This window comes from Klebsiella sp. BIGb0138 (genome assembly GCF_004342285.1).
Classification (GTDB): Bacteria; Pseudomonadota; Gammaproteobacteria; order Enterobacterales; family Enterobacteriaceae; genus Klebsiella.
In genome coordinates, this window is the sequence record NZ_SMCV01000002.1 from 444364 (window position 1) to 464610 (window position 20247).

Here is a 20247-nt window from a genome sequence, read left to right on the forward strand (position 1 = left end):
AAAGTCCGGCCTGCCGTTTTATCAGCGCCATGAGGTGCCCCAATCGTCAGTCCCCTGCCCGACCGGGGCAATCATCATACCCATCGTCGCTAAGGAGTTCTCTGGTGCATTGGTTGGTTCGTCTACGCCTGGCCTGGCGCCAGGTTATCACTACGTTGCCTTCACGGGCCCGGCTGGCCGCGCGCGATGCGCTGGCCACCGCACTGGCCTGCGTGCTGGCGTGGGTGCTGGCAGGATGGCTGTGGGGGCACGAGCATCCCACGTTTGCGATCGTCACCGCGGTGGTGTGTCTGGCCCCGGGCTTACCCAGCCACCTCAAACAAGCCCGCAACCTGGTGATTGGCTGCACGCTCGGTATTGTGATGGGAGAACTGATGTGGCAGTTCCCCGATACTCACCCGCTGGTGCGTATGAGCGTCGGCATGTTCTTTGCGATTCTGCTGGGCGCCGTCATCGGCCCGGCGCCGGTGGTGCCAATCCAGGCCGGCGTGTCGGTGGCGCTGGTCCTCGCCATGGGGCCGGATACCGCCGGCGGCACGCGTTTGCTGGACGTCCTGCTGGGGGCCGCGGTGGGGCTATTGTTCAGCCAGGTGCTGTTTACGTCGAATCCGTTCAAGGATATCGGACGGGCCACCTCTGACTTCTTGCGTCAGATCGGCAATGGCCTGGATCGGGTGCTCAGGGCCTGCGAGGCGCAAAGCGGCGAGGCCGCTGAGGCGGCGCTGGGCCACCTGTCGCAGGCGCAAGGGTCTCTGGCGGCCCTGCGCGCCGCGGTGACCGAAGCGCAGGTCAGCAAACGCTGGTCGCTGCGCGGTCGGCTCAATGCCGGCCGGCTCGCGCTGGTCACGCGCCGTTACGATCGCCATGCCGTACGCGCCTATGCCACGGCGCTCCTGCTGGCGGAGAGCCTCGGTCGGGCCACCTCGCACACGCACACGCCGCCGCCCGCCGCAGTCATGGCATATTGCCAGTGGTTATCGGACAGCTGCATGGTGCTGGCCAGGCAATCCGCCGTCGTCGCGCTCACGGCAGATGACCCGCAGGCCAGTATGGGAACGCGGCCTCAGTCCGCCGCCACGGAGGGTGACATGCTGCAGCCTGAATGGATCGCGGTGGAGGACAATGCCCGCCAGCTGGAGCATGCCCTGCGGGCGCTGCTGGGATCGCGCGACGCGTGATCCTGCCGTCGAGATGCCTGCGCGTAAGATACGGCCGCTGTCATTGCTCGCGGCCCGCCGGCGATTATTTTTTCTCCCGGGCGAGGATTTTCCGCCCGGCGTGAACAAAATGTATATGTTCGCGTAGCGTCGTCGTACCATCGGCGCAGCTCAACCCTAATACCTTTTTATAGCTTCATCAGGTCGCCTTCGACGCCGCCAAAGAAGGCAATAATTGCCCCTCTCTACCGTGAGCGCCAGCCACGGGGAGACATAGTTTTCGCCGCCAGCCGACACACAGATCGCCATTTCAGGCGGCATTGCGAATTGTCAACGGGAGTAACCGCAGGTACTCTGCAAGTGACAACATCACAATACAAGAAGATATTATGACGACAACAACACTCTCCACACGTTTCCGTAAGACCCTGACGATGGCGATCCTGGCCGGTTGCGCATTTGGCGCTCAGGCAAAAATTGAACAGATTCGCTTCGCCGTTGACCCCACCTACCCCCCGTTTGAATCCAAAACTTCGCAAGGTAAATTAGTCGGTTTCGATATCGATCTGGGTAACGCGCTCTGCGCGCAAATTCAGGCCCGCTGCGTGTGGGTGGAAAGTCAATTTGACAGCATGATCCCTGCCCTGAAAGGGCGCAAGTTCGATGCGATTCTCTCCGATATGGGGATCACTGAAGAGCGACTGAAGCAGATCGATTTTACCGTTCCGCTCTACGATACCCATGCGCAGCTGCTCGCCCGTAAAGGCACAGGCCTGTTACCGGAGGCCGGTTCGCTGAAAGGAAAAACCGTCGGCGTTGAGCAAGGTACGGTTCAGGAGCGTTATGCAAAAGCGAAATGGGAGCCGTTTGGTGTGACGGTTACTGCGTATGGCGATCAGGCGCAGGTGGAGAGCGATTTAGTGTCCGGCCGTCTGGATGCCGTATTCACCGATGCCGCCCAGGCCGCCATCGGCTTTCTGAAACAACCGCAAGGGCAAGACTTTGAGCTGGCCGGCCCCATCGTTGAGGATCCGATTATCGGCCCGGGAACGGCAATCGGCCTGCGCAAAGGTGATGAAGAGCTGAAAACCGCGCTGGATAACGCCTTTGCGGAAATCAAAAAGAACGGCACCTTCGAACGCATTCAGAAGAAGTACTTTGCTACCGATATTTCCATTCAGCAGTAGCGCCGAATCAGGAATTGAGTTTACGCCATGCAACAACAACACCATCCCCTGCTTAGCGCCACGCTGGGAACCCAGCGTGAAATCATCAGCTACCATTTTGGCGGGGAGAACGAAAAACAGGTTTATATCCAGGCCGCCCTTCACGGCGACGAGATACCCGGCATCGCGACCGCCTGGCATCTTAAACAGCGCTTCATTGAGCTGGAAAACGACGGAAAGTTGAAAGCGGCGTTCACCCTGGTGCCGGTGGCTAACCCACTGGCCCTCGGGCAACACTGGCACGGCTCGCATCTGGGCCGTTTTCACACCGCCAGCGGTCAGGACTTTAACCGTAAATTCCCCATGCTGGGCGCAGAGCTGGTTAAAGCGCTTACCGGTCGTCTTACCCCCAATGAGGCGGAAAACAAACGCCTTATCCGCGACGCTATCGAGCGGTATTACCGGGATAGCGCGCCAAAAACCGAACTGGACGCTCAGCGTTTTATCCTCATGCGCATGGCAAGCCAGGCGGACTTAATGATCGATTTGCATTGCGACTGGGAGGCGCTGGCGCATCTTTATACGATGCCGCACGCCTGGCCTGATATCGAACCTCTGGCCCGCTGGCTGGGGAGCGAGGTCCAGCTGCTGGCGCAAATTTCCGGAGGCGAACCTTTTGATGAAGCCTGCTGCGAGCCCTGGCTGACGCTAAAGGAACGCTTTGGAGAGACGTATCCTCTGCCGCGCGGTTTGTTGCCTGTAACCGTAGAACTTCGCGGCGTACGCGATGTGTCATCAGAGCAGGCGGCAAAAGATGCGGATGCCATTATTCAGGCCTTAATCGCCGGGGGATATATTGCCGGCGAAGCCAGTCCTCCTCCCCCCCTGATCAATGCGGCTACTCCGCTGGCGGGGTGCGAATACCTGCACGCTCCGCATTCGGGAGTCATTCTGTATCGTTGCCCGCTGGGAGCACAGGTCAAGGCTGGAGAGGTAGTTGCCGAGATCCTTGACCCGCTCACCGACCGGCTCACGCCGCTGGTCGCGAGGTTTGGCGGCATCGTCTATGCGCGCCATTGGGATAGATTCGCCAGCGCAGGGGGGCTGGTCGTGCGGCTTGCCGGACAGGATGCGGGGCGCACAGGGGAGTTGCTGGTGAGTTAATACCACTAACTCCTGCGATTATATCTTGATACAGGAATAATGTTTCAGACCCTGAGATGAAAACAGAGGGGGAAATCTCCCTCCTCTGTTTTCATTACAATGAATCTATCTATGCCTGAGACTGGGAGACATGCCTTGCTGCCGCCTCGTTCGCGTTAGATACTGCCTCTTCAAAGTTTTCCCCTCTCATCAGGCTGGTGCACAATACCCCCATAAAGCAATCACCAGCGCCATGCGTACTCACCAGTTTGACCTTCCTGGCCGGTAAAGTCCGCCCGGTTTGATCTGCTTCACAAAACGCCACACCATGTTCGCCCGCGGTGACAACCACCCGGGGGAAGCGCCTGGCCAATAATTCTGCCGCCCGAAGAGCTGAGGATAAATCGCTCACCGTAATGCCACTCATATCACGCGCTTCGATGCCATTGACCACCAGCAAACTGATACAATTTTCCAGTTCAGAACTCAGTTCTCTTGCCGGGGCAGCATTAATGCATACGGGAATATCACGTTTTTTAGCTTCCGCTGCAGCACAGAGATTGATCGTTTCCGGAACCTCATTTTGCAATACCAGCATCCTGGCATCCTGCCAGACGCTCTCCTGCTGAAAGAGTCCTGCCGGAATACGTTGATTCGCATTCGAGACAACAACCGCGCCATAGTCCCCATCAGCATCGGAGATAGCGACGCTCATTCCCGAAGGGGCACCGCTAATTTCCACGACAGCCCCGGTGTCCACTCCGGCATCACGCAGCGTCTGCAGCAAAAATTGTCCTTGTGCATCTGCTCCCACCGCGCCAATAAACGCGACAGCAGCGCCCGCTCTGGCGGCTGAAATGGCCTGATTTCCTCCCTTACCGCCAAATTTGTAAGCGCAGCCTGAGCCTATTACCGTTTCCCCTTTCTCCGGACGATGGTGCGCATCCAGCATAATGTCGTAATGAAGGCTCCCCGCTACAACAATTTTACTCATGGTTAATATTCCCGCAGGTCCTGAACCGCATGCTGGGTTTTCATCAAATTCTTCTCCGCCTGCTTCAGATCTTTCTTGGCAATAGCCACAAACAATGCATCCAGAATATTCAGTTGGGCAATGCGTGACGCGGCGTTTTCCCCTAACAAATGCGATCCCTGAGAAGTTGAATTGAGTACCACATGCGCATTACGCGCAATAGGCGATTCGGCATAATTCGTAATCGCAATCACTTTGGCCCCATTACGAGCCGCCAGTTTTACCGGGTCGTTAACGGCACGCGTCGCACCGGAATGGCTGATTGCCAGTACAGCATCGTCGTCTGACAACACTGCGGCGGACATCAACATAATATGGGCATCGTCATATACTGTCGATTTTATACCAATCTTTAATAACTTATGCGATAAGTCCCGTGCTACTGTAGCCGACCCCCCAACCGCATATAAATCAATATGACGTGCCTTAAATATAATATCCGCAGCGCGGTCAAATTCAGCAATATCCAGTATTGACATCGTTTCTTCAATAGCCTGAATAGAGGTTCTGAATACTTTTGACAACAATTGTTCCGATGAGTCACCGGGCTCAATTTCCGCATGTAAACTTGCCACTTCAGACTGGTTGTAATAAATCAAACCGGTTCTGAAATTCCTGAATCCCGAAAAGTTAAGCTTTTTGGCAATTTTGACAATCATTGCTTCTGAAACATTATTTTCCTGGGCAATTTCCTTTAACGAGGTCTGCTCAGTAATGTCCGTTCGGGCAATGATAGCCTCAACGACACGGCGTTCTAAAGGTGTCAGCTGGGGCAGTCGCATACGTATTTGAGCACCAATGGCTCGTGGATCCTGCTTCATTACTTGCCTCTGGTCGCTCTGTCAATCAACATCGCTATGATAATAATAAGACCAGTCGCAAGCAATTGGTAAAAAGCCTGGATATTAAGTAACGTCAGGCCATTACGTAGCGCACCAAGAATGATTGCGCCGATAATTGTACCTACTACGCTACCTTTCCCTCCCATCAGAGACGCGCCGCCAATAGCCGCAGCGGCAATGGCGTCCAGCTCCCACAGGTTACCAATCGTCGGCTCTGCCGCACCTAGTCGGCCAATCAGGATAAGGGAAGCCAGAGACGCAAGAGTGCCTGAGATAACAAATACCGTGACTTTGGTTCTTTTCACCGGCACGCCGGCAACGCGAGCAGCTTCTTCATTGCCGCCGACGGCCAGAATATATTCTCCTAACGGAGTTTTATTCATAACGGTCCACAGCACCAGAGCAATAACGGCAACAATAACGATAGGCGTTGGAATGCCAAAAATTTCACTGTTAATCAGGCTACGGAATTCCATTGGGATACCAAATACCGGATTGCCGCCGGTATAAATCAGCGCGATAGCACGGAACAACGACAGCCCCCCGAGGGTAACAATGAAGGGTTGCAATCCAGCATAGGCAACCAGCGAACCGCTAAAGACGCCGCAGATAGCCCCTATACCCAGCGTTGCCAGAATGGCCAACGGCACGGGGACTCCCGCTACCATCATGGTTGCCCCTAAAACCGCCGATAATGCAGCGGTCGGACCAACCGAAAGATCGATACCTCCGGAGATAATTACCAGGGTCATCCCGAGCGCAATTAATGCGTTAATGGATGATTGTTGTAAAATATTCAGCAAATTAGGGATAGTGAAAAACACCGGTGATAAAAAAGAAAACGTAATAATGATAATAAGCAAACCAATTAAGGTTCCAGCATCGCGAAGGTTAAATTTAAACGGCAGCGCACGAAGCTTTTCGGGCCGGGAATTACTTTGTAAAATCATGATTATGGCCTTTCAAATTAATACGGATAACAAAGTCAAATGGTCTCTTCGACATCTTTAATGGCAAAGCGTGCAATATTATCTTCCGTGATAGCATCACCCTTCAGTTCCTTAGTAATCTTCCCTTCACGCATAACCAGTACGCGGTCTGAAATACGAATAATCTCTGTCATCTCTGAAGAGACAACAACAATCGCTTTGCCTGAACGGGCCAGTTTTTCTATCAGATTATAAATTTCTGATTTTGCCCCGATATCAATTCCCCGGGTTGGCTCATCAAACAGAAAAACCTGAGCATCTGCGGCAACCCAGCGTCCAATAATAACTTTCTGCTGATTACCTCCACTTAATGTGCCAATCGTTTTATCAATATTCAGTGGTCGTAGCTTCAAATCGCTCATCACTTCATGCGCAACCTGGTTAAGCTTAACTTTACTGATCATTCCCGAAATGGTGAAGTTACGCATTGAAGGCAGCGCCATATTCATCTTCACCGCACGTTCTTTAATAATCCCTTCTTTCTTGCGGTCTTCAGGCACCAGGCCGATACCTGAGCTGATGGCGGCACTGACGTTATGATTGCGTACGGCCTTACCGTTAACAAACACGTTGCCGCTGCTACGTTTATCAATACCGGCAATCAGTTTCATCAGTTCCGTACGCCCGGCTCCGACCAGACCCGCAATACCGAGCACCTCACCGGCACGGACGGTGAAACTGGCATCGCGCACAGCGCCACCACGAGAGAGATTCTCAACGCGAAGAACTTCACGCTCGGTCACATAAGAGTTGTGCTCAAGTTTCTCAATCTTGCGCCCGACCATCTTTGAGACGATGCTCTCTTCATCCTCATCACAAATATTCACCACCCCAACCTGCCTGCCATCCCGCATAATGGTGGCCCGGTCGCAGACTTTGAAAATTTCGTTCATCTTATGAGAAACATAGATAAGCGATACCCCCATAGACTTCAGATCCGAAATCAGTTCGGCCAGCCGGTCAAACTCTCTCGGCGTCAGACTGGATGTCGGCTCGTCCATGGCGATGATTTTTGCATCGTCCAGCATGGCGCGAGCAATCTCCACGATCTGCTGCTGTGAGACTTTCAGGTTCTTGATCGGCTCATTGGGATCAATTGTCGGATCCAGCTGTTTGAGAATCAGCTTCGCTCTTTCCAGCTGAGCGTGTTTATCCACCCATAGGCCTTTTGCTTTGGTAAGCGGCCGGCCAAGAAACATATTCTGCGCAACGGAGAGTTCCGGAACATGCTGTAATTCCTGGTGAATCATGGCAATACCCGCATGACGAGCGCTGAGCGGATTCTTCATCTGAACGGGCTGTCCGTTCACGCTAATCTCGCCGCTATCGGCCTCTCGTACGCCTGAAAGAATATTTAACAGCGTGGATTTTCCTGCGCCGTTTTCACCAATCAGGGCATGAACCTCTCCAGCTTTGACCGAAAAGTCCACGTCCTGTAATGCCGCCGCATTACCGTATGTCTTACTTATCCCACGCATCGTTAAGCGATACTGTTCCATACACCCTCCGCCTGACTTACTGTTGAGCCAGCAGCTGACGCAGCTTATCGTTATCTTTGGTCGAAAAAGCATCCGCGTTATCTTTCGTGATCAAAGCCTGAGGCGTAGAGACCACACGGGAAATTTCCTGACCATCAATCAGGCGCAGCATAACTTCCATTGCGACTTCCCCCGTCAGTATCGGGAAGCTGTCCACCGTGCCCGTCAGTTCGCCACGTTTAATCGAGGCATAGGCATCTGAGATACCATCGGTACCAAATACGGCCACCTGCCCGGCTTTATTCAGCGAACGAACCGCTTCCACCACGCCCAGCGCCATGGTGTCGTTATTTGCGTAAAAACCAATCAGATCGGGATGCTGCTGCAAGATTGTTGAGGCCGCATTAAACGCCTGTTCACGACTCCAGTTCGCCGGTACGCTGGCAACAATATTGAACTTGCCGTTGACCTGTAGCGTCTCTTTGAAACCGCTGGTTCGCTGGCCAGCGGCATAGACACCAGGCTGCCCCTCGATCACTGCAACTTTACCGCCCTGCGGATGATGTTCGATGAACCATTTCGCCACCCGCACACCGTTATCTTTCTGCACGTTCCCGACGTAATACGGTGCATTTGGCATCACCGCATCGTTAACATTGACCACCGGAATTTTTTTGCTGGTGGCACTTTCCAGAGCGGGTTCGAGGTTGATATCAGTCTGAGGTGATACCAGCAGCCCGTTAAATCCCTGGGAGATAAGCGTTTCCGCTATTGATAACTGACCCAGTTGATCGTCTTCATTTGCGGCAGCCTGGTAAGCTACGGTGAAGCCATATTTTTTACCGACGTTCTGATAACCTTCGCCGAGTGAACGCCAGTATTCATTGGTCAGCGTTTTCGATACGCCGCCAATTTTAAGTTTGCTGTCGACTTTCGGCATAGGGCCATATTTGCTGCTGAGTTGCGTCCAGTCTGTGCGATCCGGTTCAGTATCCGATTTCAGCGGGGCTAAATCAGCGGCGTAAGCCATCGAGCACAGTAAAGAAGAGGCGAGTACAGAGAGTATGAGCTTTTTCATTTTTCAGCCTTTAATTTTCGCATCAGGGTACATTTTTAATTTTTGCTAATTCTTTGCGCTATCTGGCCAGCATAATGTCATTAACTATCCACTGAGAGGCAACTGCGTCCTGGCGGCTGATGGCCGCTGCCAGTTCATCATTGCCATTCAGTTGTTCACAAAGTTTCAGTAGACGGGTAACAGTCGCAATGTTGATTTCAGCTTCACGAACCGGATCCAGACCACTGGCATCCGGGAAAGTGTCAAAGTAATAGGCCCCCTGATAACCATCGCGCTGCATCTGCCAGAGAAATTCCAGCGTGGCACGTGGGTTGACCGAGCCCACCATCAACCCATCGTCACGTTTTCCCCAACCGTCATTGAGATCAAGCCCCAGCAGACGTGAACGGCGCGCTACCATCGCCGCAGCGTAAGCTGGAATTTCATTGGCAAACAGCACGTGAGCAAAATCAAGCGTGATCCCCAGATTCGGACAGCCAGCTTCTTCTACCGCCAGTAAGCATGTCGTGGCATTGGGGAAAATACTGTAAGCACGCGGCTCATTCGGTTTGTATTCGATACTGATATCGACGTCCGGCGCATATTCGGCAATTTCACGGACTGCGCTCACCGCATCGTCCCAGATTTTTTTGTAATCGGCCTGGAAGCAGTAATCATAGCCATCCTGCCCCATCCACAGCGTCATCAGGCGTGATCCAAATTCGCGCCCGGCATCAATTCCGCGTTTTGTCAACTCAATGGCTTCGCGGCGGATCTGCGGATTAGGGTTAGTAAATGCCCCGATTTTAAATTGCGGTGCATCCCAGCGCATTTGCATACCGTTGACCGCTAGTCCTGCATCTTCAATGGCCAGGCGCAGCGTTTGAATATCAGTCGTGATGTGTTGCGGATAGTTCAAATCAAGATGGGTTAACCCTTTTACCTTACCGGCGCGGGCAATCATCTGCAGCACAGAGGGTTTTCCCTGAAGATCCGGCCAATAGAGGTTCGCCCCTGAGGCAAAAGAGTTTAAACGCGTGGCAAATTTCAATTCCGACATGAGGGTGGATCCTTCAAAACTAGTTTGTGATGTACTTTCCTTCTTCACAATTATTTGTGAAGTTATGATTTAAACTACACTTCACCACCAGGTTATCAAGCGTGACAATCCGAAAAATGAATAAAATGAGAGATGAGTCACGAAACAAAATGGGAACCCCTTGTCCTAAGACTCTGTTGTCCAGACATAATAAATATTAATAAACAATGAGTTAATGAGGATAGTAGTGAGGGGATGTAAATAAGGAATCTGTGATGGCGGTTTCAGAGTATGCCTGCAGTATCCTGATGGATTCCGAACTACGAGCGCCGGGTGCAGTTCAACATCCGGGGATGCCGTAAGGATCGCTCCCCCTTGATGTTGGGGTATATGGGCCAGGGACGAACATGGTGCCATCAGGACAGGGCGGATCCTATGATGTTCATCCTGCCTGCTATAGGGCGGTATCGTCCATTCCGTGCAACAAGATATTGTTTTGCCTCAGCCACCGGGTCGTCGTTTAGAGCAGAAAAGCTGATTTGAACAGAATGTTTAAATATCATCAGTTCAGTTTTTTCAATTAAAGTAGACTATCGGTGACTTCATTTTCTAATCCGGATTAAAAAATTCGGCTTTTTTATCAATGAATATTTATTCTATATTGACATATAAGACCACAGACAATATAAGGAAGTAGCTAGACAATATACATTCCTGTCTTATCCCAGCGTTTTATCACCCGTATCTTCAAAGAAACCGATCGTCTGCAATTAAATTAAGACGCAGACAATCATATATCGGTCTGAAGTCATTTTATTACCGGTCTCGTTAATCAGCCACGACACCATCAGTTACGCTGTTCCTTCGAAAACCGACACCGCTACGGCATAAGCACTTGCCATATAACTGGCCCAGATAACAACCATACGGTGGATATTTCCATTACGGTTCTCTTCCGCAATAGCGGCATCCATTACTTTTACCGCATCATTAACTTCAGCCAGTTTACCGTTGTATGTTCGTTTCTGCTTCGTTCCATTGCCTGCCGGCAGCGTATAAACCCCAGCTGACGTGTTCGGTTTCGCGTTACCCATTGACGCTTCTGCCGCGATGAACTGAACGGCGCCAACCTCAATACCGGACAAATCACCTGGGCATAAAGGGCGTAAAAAAGCCCCGCAGCAGCGGGGCTTGTCGACGGCTGGCGACGAGCCTGACCATCAAGGCGTGCCGCGTTACGGGTAGGTGGCCGCAAAGTGTTCTTCAATCTGCGATCGAATATCTTCCGAATCACTCAGCGTTAAGGAGTCATATCCGACGATATGAACATCGGGGTCATCCCCGAAAACCGTCACCAGCGCGTAGAGGTCCTCATCACCTGCAAAAACTTCGTACTTTACCCGTGATTGTTGATCGCTAACTAACATGTAGGTTTCAACCAGTTTTTGAGTAACCATACTCTTTCCTTTTGATGAAAAGCCGCCTTACCCTTTTAGCACACAAAAGTGATAGTGTGCATTAAAGCCGGCAATTAACCGGCGCCTGCCGCTCCTCATTTGGCCCGCAGAATATGACCCGGGATAGCATGCTTATCGTGAAATGCCGGTTATTGTGCGGTTTTAACCGGCGAACAGGCTTAAGCTGTTTGTTCATCGTCAGCCCCGCTGGTTGGCGGATGGCAGGTATTAATAGCGGTACTCACGTAAATAATTCAGCGCTGAGGCATGCAGTTCGGCATTGGCGCTGACCAGCACATCGCCGCGGGAATGAAAGTTCAGCGGCTGCCCGGCCCAGTCGCTGATAATTCCCCCCGCCCCTTCGACCACCGGTATCAACGGTAAGAAATCCCAGGGGCCCAGACCATATTCCACCACCAAATCGGCATGACCGCTGGCCAGCATCGCGTGAGCATAACACCCTCCCCCCATGCGCTGCATCTGGCAGGCGGCGGCTAACCGTTGATAATACGGCCAGGCCGCGGCAGCAAAATCATCGGGTGAGGTGGTGCATATCCTCGCTGCGCTAAGCGACCGACAGCGGCTGGTTTGTACCGCCACACCATTCAGCGTGGTGGCGCCTGACTCTTCAGCCAGCCACAGCTCATCGGTGACCGGAACAGAGATCATTCCCGCGACCATACGGCTATTTTTCATTATTCCGGTTAGCGTGCCAAACAGAGGAAAGCCGCAGACAAAAGCCTTAGTGCCATCGACCGGATCGATTATCCAGGTCGCGGCGTCGCCGGGTTCGCCGCCAAACTCTTCACCGCAGATCGCATCCTGCGGGAAATGACGCGCGACAATTTCGCGGATTTTTATCTCAACGCGTTTATCCGCTTCGGTAACCGGGCTGTTATCCTCTTTGATCTCTACCGACAGTTCGCTTCTGAAATAGCGCAATACGATCGGCCGGACCTCACGGGCTATTTCCTGTAACACCGGGGTATATTTAGTGGGTTGCATCGCCATCGACCTTATTATGAGGGAAGAAAATCACCCCTTCCTTGAAATAGTTACGGCTGATTTTTTCGATCGTGCCGTCGGCGTGCAGTTCAGCAATCGCCTGATTAAAACGCTGCAGCAGCGCGGTATCCTCCTTACGGAAGCCTAAGGATACCCCTTTGCCCAGCGTCTCTTCATCGATTACCGGCGGGCCTGAGAAGCCAAAGTCCTTGCCCTGCGGCCGGCTCAGCAGCGCCGTTTCCGCCGACTGGGTGCCCTGAAGTAACGCATCCACGCGGCCGTTCACCAGATCGGCATAGGCCAGATCCTGATTTTGATACACCTGAATATTAACCCCTTGAGGAACCCAGTGCTTCTTGATAAAGATTTCTTCAATGGTGCCCTGAGTCACGCCGATGGTTTTCCCGCGCAGCGACGCCGGCGTCGGCTGTAAATTGCTTCCGTTGCGCGCCACCAGCCGACGAGAAACATCGTACAACATATGCGAAAAATTGATGATCTGCGCCCGTTTCGCCGTCGCGCTAAAATCAGAGTTAATCACATCGAATTTTTTCGCATCCAGAGCGGCGATCAGCGCATCAAAAGGCACTTCCACCCACGAACATTGAATCTTCATTTTTTCACAAAGCGCATGCCCGATATCAATATCAAACCCAGCCAGTTTACCGTCCTGAGTTTTATATTCGAAAGGCGCGTAATTGGGTTCCACACCATAGCGAATCTGCTCCGTGACTGCGGCCATCGACGATAATGAGCAACACATAACACCTAAAGCTAAAATTCTTTTCATACCATCACTCCAGATTATGCTCATTTTAAATCAATGAGCATGACGGTTTGCTGTGTAAGGGTTATTTCAGCGATGCGCCTTTACTCTCCGGCACGTTCTTGCGCTATTTCTTTAATAAATGCAGAGACCCGCGATAAGCCTTTTTGCAATATCTGTTGATTATTGGCGAAACCGATTCGCAGATAGCCTTCCATATCCATGGCGTCGCCCGGGGTGAACATGACCCCATATCTTTCCAGCAGGCTGATACAGAATTCCCGCGAGCTGAGCGGCAAATCATATTTCAGTAACGCCGTGGTGCCAGCATCGGGTTTGATATAGCTAATATAAGGCTCGGATTGTACCCACCGATCGAGGATCTCAAGGTTCTCGCGCAGCATTTTCTGATTGCGCGCCAGAATCTGGTCGCGATTTTCCAGCGCGAGAGAAGCAAAATAATCGTCCAGGATCCCCACGCTGATCGTGTTGTAATCACGATGAACTTCAACGGCTTTTAGCAGCTCAACAGGCCCGGCGATCCAGCCCAGACGTAATCCGGCCAGCGAATAGGCTTTTGACATGCTGGCGGTGCTGATGCCTTTTTCATAGAGATCGGCCACGGCCGCGGTATAACCATCGCCGTGCTGATTGGTGCCGCGGTAGACCTCATCGCACAGCAGCCAGGCGCCGGCTTCACGCGCGATGTCAACAATCTGCCGCAGGAAAGCAGCATCCATCAACGCGCCAGTCGGATTATTCGGATTGTTGATGGCAATCAGACGGGTCTTATGATCAACCAGCCCGCGCAGTTCGTTCAGATCGGGGAGAAAGTGATTTTCTTCCCGGAGGGGGAGAATTTTCACTTCAGCGCCATAGCTGGCGGGGATGGAATAATGCTGCTGATAGGTGGGCAAAACGGAAATTACCGTATCCTCCGCCTCAACCAGGGTTTCATAGACCAGCGCGTTGGCGCCAATCGCGCCGTGGGTCATCAGGATATTCTCCGCAGATTGCTTCTCATATTGCTGAGAAATGATGCCGCGCAGACGGCTGGAACCGGTTATCTCCCCGTACGTCATTTTGATATCGAGCATATCGCGCAGCACATCCTCGGTTCTGCCGCTCATGGCCAGCAGTTCCCGCATCGTTAGCGATTCAACGCAGGTCTCCGCCAGGTTATATTCACAGCGCGTTTCCCACTCATTCATCCACTGCTCTACGCCAAAAGTTCTTATTTGCATCTTATTTATCCTGAGCTTGTAGGTTGTTCATCAGCTGACAGGCAATCGCGACGTCTTCCAGACCCAGCCCAACCGAGCGAAAGAAGACATGCTGCCGAAAAGTGGGTTTCTCGCAGGCGCCACTGCACAGTTCTGCCAGGTCGCCTTTGATGTCGTTGTGGTTCCAGCCCGTAGCGGACGCCGCCAGCACCATTTCCCCGGCCTGCAAAGGGGTGATTTGCCGGTAATCACAGTAGACCTCCATGCCGGCTAGCGATTCAGGTGGGACCTCGTGCGCCCCCGGCGCATTGGTGCCGATCGAGGTAATCAGGCAAGGTCTGGTCAATTGCGATGGGTCAATCACCGGTGTGGCGGAAGAGGTGCATAGCATCAGAACATCGGTATCCTGTACCGCCTCATCCAGCGACGTGTGCACGCTGATACGCCCGGCGGGGAGTGCCAAATCCGCGGCTAACGCATCCGCTTCCAGGGAGGATTTACGGCTATAGATCCCGATCGCCTCCCATTGCCTGAGGTTTACGACCTGCCGCAGGTGGGCCAGGCCAACGGGACCGGTGCCGATCAGCGTCAGTTTCTTTGCAGTCTGCGGCGCAAGATAATCTATCGCCAGCGCCGTCGTGGCCGCCGTTCGCTCAATAGTCAGCAGCGAGGCGTCGCACAGCATCAGCGGCATACCGGTTTCCGTCGACATCAGCAGTGTCCAGGCAGTGATAATCGGTCTGCCGGCAGTGACAAGATATGGGGATATTTTTGCACCCAGCACCTTGCTGGTCATATCCACCGCCAGGTAGTTGATGAAATCCCCCTGGTTATCGGGCAACAGCACCACGTTTTGTGCCGGTTGCACCACGGCGCCCCTGGCCAGACCGATAAACGCCTGACGTAGCGTGCCGACAACATCAATCCGGGGAAGTATCTGCGCCGTTTTTTCGGCGCTAACAACGGGAATTCCGACAGGTTTCATAGCGTATCCAGCTGGCCAGTCTGGCTGGCGATGGTGAAAATTCGCACTACATGAACTAAAAAGTACACTATGCACAAATTGTTTACAATGTATAAACCCGGCATAGCAGAGGCAGACTGCCGCCCGGATTAAACATAAATACTGGCGAAAATAAACATCAAGCCATTGAATAATTTGAATTAAATAAAAATTAGCGGGCCTCTGACAAAAACCAGTCGCCGGGAGGAATAAGAAATCCCTATGGAGATTGTCAGGGTGAAAGGGATTTAACGGGGTCGTTGCAGGCGGATTATGACTTTTTCAGTTCACGAAGATATTTATAGACGGTCGTTCTGCCCAGAGAGAGCACGCTGGCAATATAGTCAGCCGCATTCTTCGCCCTGAACGCCCCTTCGTGGTGTAAAGCGATAACTAAACGCTTCTTCTGCTCTCTGGTCAGTAACGCCAGCGTGGTATTTTGCTGACGTATCCAGTCATGCAGGAATGTATTGATCTTTTCCTGCCAGTCATCTTTGAACAACTCGGCGGGCTGGGGCCTCAGTCGGGAGGCAGAAAGAAAGAGTTCCAGAGCATTTTTGGCTTCTTCAAAAATGGCCGTGCTCAGATTGATACATAGAAGATAATCGGTATGGCCCTCGCGACCTGCGGCAATACTGACAGAACGCATCTTTTTACCATCCCAGTTGAGCTTTTCGTAAGGTCCGGTCAGCCGTTCAAGGCTGCTCATTTCCATCTCTTCCAGGCCAGCATCATCGCCCGGTTTCCGTCTGGAGAGGTTATTCGCAATGTAGGCCACCTTACCGGTAGTCACATTATGAATAACCACTTCCACGCTCGGGAAGAAAAGGGCCGCAATGCCCTCGGCAATAGATTTCAGCAACTCGTACTGGGTTCCCTGCTGTTCAACTGTTTTTGCCACATGTTCTCCTGGAACGCTCAAACGGATGCAGATGAAAATGCACGGTGTGCACAATCGTCAGATGACAATCTTTACGTTGGGGTAAGTTAAGATGTCCGTCGCCTATAATCAACATGAGATTCCCATCCAGGCGTGCGCGGTAGCGTTTTTCACCGTGGATCAAGCCGATCGCCTGACAATGCTTCTGGATATCGTGGACGATGGGCGAAACATGTCAAAGTATGCCTAATCTGAAACTCTCGCCGGGAATCCGCGATGTTATGGCGATGAAGTGACACGGCAGAGAAATAAGAAAAAGTCATAAACAAAGCATCAACTATACGTTACCGATCTTTTATCTTTTTTATAACGATATGATATTACTCGCAGGCAGATGTTATAAGGCCGCTTTTTATTCCGTGCTCTTTTAATTGATTTTACCTGGGATGAATATGAAAAAAATTAGCATGTTTTTTGCAGCAGGGCTTTCGCTGTTCAGTACCCTTTCCTTTGCCGCTGCCCCCCTGGTCACCTTCGTCTGTACGGGCAATACCGGTCGTAGCCCAATGGCCGAAGCGTTAGCCTCTCATCTTATTCAGGCTGAACATCTTAATATCCATGTTCAGTCGAGGGGCGTGAAGGTTAATCCCCAGGAAACCCAGCCTGAGGCAGGCACCGTCGCCGTATTAAAAGAACGCGGTATTGATGTTTCCGCGCACAGAGCAAAGCAGCTGACGGCCGACGATATTAAAGACTCACAGGTCGTATTAACGATGACCGCCGCGCATAAAGAGAAGATTCTGGCTGAATATCCTCAGGCGCGGGATCATGTCTTCACGTTAACCGAGTATGCCCAGGGACAGCATGCCGATTTACCGGACCCTTACGGAAAACCGCGGCAGGCCTATGAACAACTGGAAAGTAAAATGGATGTACTTATTCCTGAAGCATTAGCGAAAGTCGCTAAAAACCACGGTGGGTGATGTAAGATCCGCGCCAACGTGACGTGAATTGTCCGTTCATTAAACCCCACTCAGCGGATATCGCGCTGGCTGATAAAGCGGGCAATTTCCGCCGGGAGCTGATACATCGACTGAATAATTACCCCTGCGCCGGCCGCCCGCAGTTTTTCACCATGCAAAGGATAAGTATGCGCCCCCCCAATGTAGCCAATAACCGCCATGCCCGCCCTGCTGGCTGCGGTTACCCCATGGACGGAATCTTCAATCACCAGCGTATTTTCTGGGGCCGCATTCATCACTCTTGCAGCATGCAGGTATATATCAGGCTGGGGTTTGGCGCGTCCAGGCCCTAAATCGACGGCGGAAAAAACGCCGCCAGGAAAAAGCGGCTTCAGGCCAACCAGGGTCAACGCATAGTCAATCTGGCTGCTGGAGGAGTTGGAGCAGATGCATTTTGGAAAGTCCAGCGAACGGAGAACCTCCAATGTACCGTCGGTTCGCGTCAATTTTTGTGCAAACTCCTCCTGCAACAACGCATAGAACGTACCGTTGATCGAAGCCGGCACGGCAACGCCCTGCCGATCGCGAACCTTATCGATCAGCTCGTCCCATGAAAGTCCGCTGAACTCGCTGGCAAACTCGTGAAACCCTATCGTCACTCCGTGGCTTTCCAGCAGCCGCAGAGTCAGATTGATACCAATAATCTCGGAATCAATCAGCACGCCATCACAGTCAAATATTACCAGTTCAGGTGCTCTGGCCATCTTTATTTTTCCCGTTAGGATCCGGTCGCCGCCGGTGGCGGCAGGCGACCGCACAGACTAAGATTTAAGCAGCCTGTACCTGCTTTCTGTATTTGACCAGCAGTTGCTGGATATCGCGCAGACGGGAAACCGCTATTGAAGACAGTTTCTCTTTTGAAACATCACGGTCAAGAGAAATGCAGTCTTTCCAAAGCGAGCGTCCGGCAATCACTCCGGATGCGCCGTTGCGCAGGGAGATCTCAACCTGGTTCAGGAAGGTGGCATGGTCGACTCCGGCAGACAGTACCGCCCACGGAATATCGCCACAGATTTCCGTCACCGCTGCGCAAGCTTCTTCCGTTCCCGGATAAGGGATTTTCAGTACCTTTGAACCGCACTCAATGCATAGCTTACAGCCATCCTGAATCAGCTGCGGAATTCTACGCTGGTATTCTTCCTTACTTTCATTTTCCAACGGGTAGGTCAGGAACTCCACGACCAGTAGCAGGTCTTCACGCGCGAAGTCGGCAATGACCTCCCTCAGCGTCGCAAGGTTGGCGGTATTGGCATCCGGTATATCGGAACGCAGGTAGATCATAATTTTCCCGCCGGTAGCGCCCAGTTCGCGAACTTTGCGCGCATTAATCCCTTCCACCATCGTAGAGATGCGATATCCCTGCTCTGAGGTTTCCCAGCCGGACGCATCCAGGCCGACCAGCAGACCGGTATTACGTGGCAGTACGCCTTCATCGACAATTCCCGGTACGGCACAGAGAGGGTCGACTAATACACAGCCCGCTTCAGAGGCAAGATAGCGGGTAATATCATATTTCGTTTTACCCAGCGTTTCGTTACTGATCTCTTTTTGCGCTTCAGGGGTTGCCGCTAATAACGTCCGCATTCCTCCGCGCTGATCGCAGGCGACAACCATCATTGAACCTGTAGCATCGCAAATCATTTGATAGCCGCGACGCTCAGCGGTGGTCATTATATTCATCATATATACCCTCTTATAGGAGATTAACAGTATTAAAATTAATTGCAGTGCAGACGCTGGCCAATCCATGTCATCAGATCGTGGCCATCGCTGAGGTTATTCTGGTCAACGATATAGACATCACTTAACGCCATTGGCTGTGCTTTCTCAGCCAGTCGCATTAATTCCGGAATATACTCTTCCCCCGGATGCCCCTTCACCCGACAGGAGCACCGTGATTTATAGCGCTCAGCCACATTTTCCGCCGAGATCTTATTCCATATTTCAATAACACTCTGGCATCCAGCCATCGCAAGGTATTCTTCAAGAACTGACCTGTCGCGAAAACCAAACCAGGCATCTAATATAAACAGCGAATTTTCCGGCGCGCTCCTGACAATCCTGAACATAGCTTCATATGCGGCATACCCGAGCTTACGATTTAATGGTCGGTCAATAATATCGGCAAACTGAAGCATAAAGGGCTCTTTAATTTCATCGATACTCAACACTGGCGCATTAAAATGCAGAGAAATATTTTTTGCCACCGAGCTTTTCCCTGACGCGGGAATACCATTCACTAAAATCAGTTTCCTCATAATAACCTCAGTATTTCATCTACAGAGGTAGCGTTTCTGATTTGCGCTAATGTCGTCTCATCTTCCAGCAGTTCCACTATCGAGGCAATGCCTTCGGTAATATGGGTATTGCTGTCGACCCCAGCAAACATCACCACAATATCTACCGGCGAGCTGCCATGAATTGATATCGGTACTTTTAACGTTGCCATACTGAAACAGTTCTTTATTACCCCACACTCTGGTCTTGCGTGAGGAATAGCAATACCTTCATCAAAGACGTAATAGGCACCAAATTCCTCCGTATTATTAATTACCGCGGTGGGATAATCACGGGTGACAAACCCGCCGGTAATTAATGGCTGCGCCACTATTTCAATTATCTCATGCCATGAATGAACTTCAATGCTGACCTGAATACAATGGTTCTCCGAGAGAAAGTCTTTAATACTCATACAACCTCATATATTTTTGCGGATAGTGTTCCTTAATTCGTCAATTTTAACGAAAACATCATCAACACAATTTCTGTAGTCCTTGCTGGCAGCGTAAATTTTGATGGCCTGGTTATATTTCACCATTAACAGTTTTTGCGTTGCATTATCCGCCGGGTTTTCAGCCAGTGCGGCTTCTAACTGTGATAACTCAAGCTTGACTTTCTCGGCCTCAGCGTCATAGGTATTCCCCTGCACCTTACCTGAATTAAAGAGTTTTTTTAATGATGAAAACATATTGCCTCCTGGTGCGTTA

22 protein-coding genes are annotated in these 20247 nt (G+C 51.8%); 4 read left to right on the forward strand and 18 right to left on the reverse strand.

The window, feature by feature from the left end; translation table 11 throughout:
* Positions 1–104: 104 nt before the first annotated feature.
* The 3 genes from EDF73_RS06505 to EDF73_RS06515 all read left to right on the forward strand — a co-directional run bounded on the left by EDF73_RS06505 (position 105) and on the right by EDF73_RS06515 (position 3487).
* On the forward strand, positions 105–1178 hold the full coding sequence (locus tag EDF73_RS06505) for an FUSC family protein (RefSeq protein WP_207896609.1): 1074 nt from the start codon (positions 105–107) through the stop codon (positions 1176–1178).
* Between the two features lie 368 nt (positions 1179–1546).
* The gene (locus EDF73_RS06510) at positions 1547–2344 is read left to right on the forward strand and encodes an ABC transporter substrate-binding protein (protein ID WP_132727343.1); all 798 of its coding nucleotides are present in this window, start codon (positions 1547–1549) and stop codon (positions 2342–2344) included.
* 27 nt (positions 2345–2371) lie between these two features.
* Entirely contained in the window at positions 2372–3487 is a 1116-nt protein-coding gene (locus tag EDF73_RS06515; RefSeq protein ID WP_132727346.1) for a succinylglutamate desuccinylase/aspartoacylase family protein, read from the forward strand.
* 109 nt (positions 3488–3596) lie between these two features.
* On the opposite strand, the gene EDF73_RS06520 is transcribed toward EDF73_RS06515, so the two are convergent.
* The 13 genes from EDF73_RS06520 to EDF73_RS06580 all read right to left on the reverse strand — a co-directional run bounded on the left by EDF73_RS06520 (position 3597) and on the right by EDF73_RS06580 (position 16259).
* Positions 3597–4460, reverse strand: a complete 864-nt coding sequence (locus EDF73_RS06520) for a PfkB family carbohydrate kinase (RefSeq protein WP_132727349.1) — start codon at positions 4458–4460, stop codon at positions 3597–3599.
* Positions 4461–4462: 2 nt separating this feature from the next.
* Positions 4463–5320: a MurR/RpiR family transcriptional regulator gene (locus tag EDF73_RS06525; RefSeq protein ID WP_132727352.1), complete on the reverse strand. Its 858-nt coding sequence runs from the start codon at positions 5318–5320 to the stop codon at positions 4463–4465.
* Positions 5320–6291: an ABC transporter permease gene (locus EDF73_RS06530; RefSeq protein ID WP_132727355.1), complete on the reverse strand. Its 972-nt coding sequence runs from the start codon at positions 6289–6291 to the stop codon at positions 5320–5322. Before EDF73_RS06530 ends, EDF73_RS06525 begins: the two co-directional genes overlap by 1 nt.
* A gap of 35 nt (positions 6292–6326) precedes the next feature.
* Positions 6327–7829, reverse strand: coding sequence for a sugar ABC transporter ATP-binding protein (locus EDF73_RS06535; RefSeq protein ID WP_132727358.1), 1503 nt, complete (start codon positions 7827–7829; stop codon positions 6327–6329).
* A gap of 16 nt (positions 7830–7845) precedes the next feature.
* Positions 7846–8886 carry a substrate-binding domain-containing protein gene (locus EDF73_RS06540; RefSeq protein ID WP_132727361.1) on the reverse strand — a complete coding sequence of 347 codons (1041 nt, stop codon included), beginning with the start codon at positions 8884–8886 and terminating at the stop codon, positions 7846–7848.
* 58 nt (positions 8887–8944) lie between these two features.
* Positions 8945–9925: a TIM barrel protein gene (locus tag EDF73_RS06545; RefSeq protein ID WP_132727364.1), complete on the reverse strand. Its 981-nt coding sequence runs from the start codon at positions 9923–9925 to the stop codon at positions 8945–8947.
* 830 nt (positions 9926–10755) lie between these two features.
* The gene (locus EDF73_RS06550; RefSeq protein WP_132727367.1) at positions 10756–11049 is read right to left on the reverse strand and encodes a hypothetical protein; all 294 of its coding nucleotides are present in this window, start codon (positions 11047–11049) and stop codon (positions 10756–10758) included.
* Between the two features lie 90 nt (positions 11050–11139).
* Positions 11140–11361: a DNA gyrase subunit B gene (locus EDF73_RS06555; protein WP_132727370.1), complete on the reverse strand. Its 222-nt coding sequence runs from the start codon at positions 11359–11361 to the stop codon at positions 11140–11142.
* 228 nt (positions 11362–11589) lie between these two features.
* Positions 11590–12366, reverse strand: coding sequence for an inositol monophosphatase family protein (locus tag EDF73_RS06560; RefSeq protein ID WP_165905659.1), 777 nt, complete (start codon positions 12364–12366; stop codon positions 11590–11592).
* On the reverse strand, positions 12353–13156 hold the full coding sequence (locus EDF73_RS06565) for a transporter substrate-binding domain-containing protein (protein WP_207896611.1): 804 nt from the start codon (positions 13154–13156) through the stop codon (positions 12353–12355). The genes EDF73_RS06560 and EDF73_RS06565 overlap by 14 nt, the downstream gene beginning before the upstream one ends.
* Before the next feature lie 80 nt (positions 13157–13236).
* The gene (locus EDF73_RS06570; protein WP_132727378.1) at positions 13237–14376 is read right to left on the reverse strand and encodes an aminotransferase; all 1140 of its coding nucleotides are present in this window, start codon (positions 14374–14376) and stop codon (positions 13237–13239) included.
* Position 14377: 1 nt separating this feature from the next.
* Positions 14378–15340 (reverse strand): ornithine cyclodeaminase family protein, encoded by a 963-nt coding sequence (locus tag EDF73_RS06575; protein WP_132727381.1) that lies wholly within the window; start codon positions 15338–15340, stop codon positions 14378–14380.
* Between the two features lie 289 nt (positions 15341–15629).
* Positions 15630–16259: a PAS domain-containing protein gene (locus EDF73_RS06580; RefSeq protein WP_132727384.1), complete on the reverse strand. Its 630-nt coding sequence runs from the start codon at positions 16257–16259 to the stop codon at positions 15630–15632.
* Positions 16260–16690: 431 nt separating this feature from the next.
* Between EDF73_RS06580 and EDF73_RS06585 the strand changes: the two genes are divergently transcribed.
* The gene (locus EDF73_RS06585) at positions 16691–17221 is read left to right on the forward strand and encodes a low molecular weight protein arginine phosphatase (protein ID WP_207896613.1); all 531 of its coding nucleotides are present in this window, start codon (positions 16691–16693) and stop codon (positions 17219–17221) included.
* 50 nt (positions 17222–17271) lie between these two features.
* Here the strand turns inward: EDF73_RS06585 and EDF73_RS06590 are convergent, their stop codons facing one another.
* The 5 genes from EDF73_RS06590 to EDF73_RS06610 all read right to left on the reverse strand — a co-directional run bounded on the left by EDF73_RS06590 (position 17272) and on the right by EDF73_RS06610 (position 20228).
* Positions 17272–17964: an HAD-IA family hydrolase gene (locus EDF73_RS06590; protein ID WP_132727390.1), complete on the reverse strand. Its 693-nt coding sequence runs from the start codon at positions 17962–17964 to the stop codon at positions 17272–17274.
* 64 nt (positions 17965–18028) lie between these two features.
* On the reverse strand, positions 18029–18940 hold the full coding sequence (locus EDF73_RS06595) for a tagatose-bisphosphate aldolase (RefSeq protein ID WP_132728120.1): 912 nt from the start codon (positions 18938–18940) through the stop codon (positions 18029–18031).
* 38 nt (positions 18941–18978) lie between these two features.
* Positions 18979–19518, reverse strand: a complete 540-nt coding sequence (locus EDF73_RS06600; protein ID WP_132727393.1) for an AAA family ATPase — start codon at positions 19516–19518, stop codon at positions 18979–18981.
* Positions 19515–19952, reverse strand: coding sequence for a PTS sugar transporter subunit IIA (locus tag EDF73_RS06605; RefSeq protein ID WP_132727395.1), 438 nt, complete (start codon positions 19950–19952; stop codon positions 19515–19517). The genes EDF73_RS06600 and EDF73_RS06605 overlap by 4 nt, the downstream gene beginning before the upstream one ends.
* Positions 19953–19958: 6 nt before the next feature.
* Positions 19959–20228: a hypothetical protein gene (locus EDF73_RS06610; RefSeq protein WP_132727398.1), complete on the reverse strand. Its 270-nt coding sequence runs from the start codon at positions 20226–20228 to the stop codon at positions 19959–19961.
* Positions 20229–20247 lie beyond the last annotated feature (19 nt).

Bases quoted from the DNA above. Each gene is read 5' to 3' on its own strand.
- EDF73_RS06595 (WP_132728120.1), bottom strand. From the start codon at position 18,940: ATGAATATAATGACCACCGCTGAGCGTCGCGGCTATCAAATGATTTGC.
- EDF73_RS06520 (WP_132727349.1), bottom strand. From the start codon at position 4,460: ATGAGTAAAATTGTTGTAGCGGGGAGCCTTCATTACGACATTATGCTG.
- EDF73_RS06585 (WP_207896613.1), top strand. From the start codon at position 16,691: ATGAAAAAAATTAGCATGTTTTTTGCAGCAGGGCTTTCGCTGTTCAGT.
- EDF73_RS06535 (WP_132727358.1), bottom strand. From the start codon at position 7,829: ATGGAACAGTATCGCTTAACGATGCGTGGGATAAGTAAGACATACGGT.
- EDF73_RS06510 (WP_132727343.1), top strand. From the start codon at position 1,547: ATGACGACAACAACACTCTCCACACGTTTCCGTAAGACCCTGACGATG.
- EDF73_RS06555 (WP_132727370.1), bottom strand. From the start codon at position 11,361: ATGGTTACTCAAAAACTGGTTGAAACCTACATGTTAGTTAGCGATCAA.
- EDF73_RS06560 (WP_165905659.1), bottom strand. From the start codon at position 12,366: ATGCAACCCACTAAATATACCCCGGTGTTACAGGAAATAGCCCGTGAG.
- EDF73_RS06565 (WP_207896611.1), bottom strand. From the start codon at position 13,156: ATGAAAAGAATTTTAGCTTTAGGTGTTATGTGTTGCTCATTATCGTCG.
- EDF73_RS06600 (WP_132727393.1), bottom strand. From the start codon at position 19,518: ATGAGGAAACTGATTTTAGTGAATGGTATTCCCGCGTCAGGGAAAAGC.
- EDF73_RS06610 (WP_132727398.1), bottom strand. From the start codon at position 20,228: ATGTTTTCATCATTAAAAAAACTCTTTAATTCAGGTAAGGTGCAGGGG.
- EDF73_RS06605 (WP_132727395.1), bottom strand. From the start codon at position 19,952: ATGAGTATTAAAGACTTTCTCTCGGAGAACCATTGTATTCAGGTCAGC.
- EDF73_RS06545 (WP_132727364.1), bottom strand. From the start codon at position 9,925: ATGTCGGAATTGAAATTTGCCACGCGTTTAAACTCTTTTGCCTCAGGG.
- EDF73_RS06570 (WP_132727378.1), bottom strand. From the start codon at position 14,376: ATGCAAATAAGAACTTTTGGCGTAGAGCAGTGGATGAATGAGTGGGAA.
- EDF73_RS06540 (WP_132727361.1), bottom strand. From the start codon at position 8,886: ATGAAAAAGCTCATACTCTCTGTACTCGCCTCTTCTTTACTGTGCTCG.
- EDF73_RS06525 (WP_132727352.1), bottom strand. From the start codon at position 5,320: ATGAAGCAGGATCCACGAGCCATTGGTGCTCAAATACGTATGCGACTG.
- EDF73_RS06515 (WP_132727346.1), top strand. From the start codon at position 2,372: ATGCAACAACAACACCATCCCCTGCTTAGCGCCACGCTGGGAACCCAG.
- EDF73_RS06590 (WP_132727390.1), bottom strand. From the start codon at position 17,964: ATGGCCAGAGCACCTGAACTGGTAATATTTGACTGTGATGGCGTGCTG.
- EDF73_RS06530 (WP_132727355.1), bottom strand. From the start codon at position 6,291: ATGATTTTACAAAGTAATTCCCGGCCCGAAAAGCTTCGTGCGCTGCCG.
- EDF73_RS06575 (WP_132727381.1), bottom strand. From the start codon at position 15,340: ATGAAACCTGTCGGAATTCCCGTTGTTAGCGCCGAAAAAACGGCGCAG.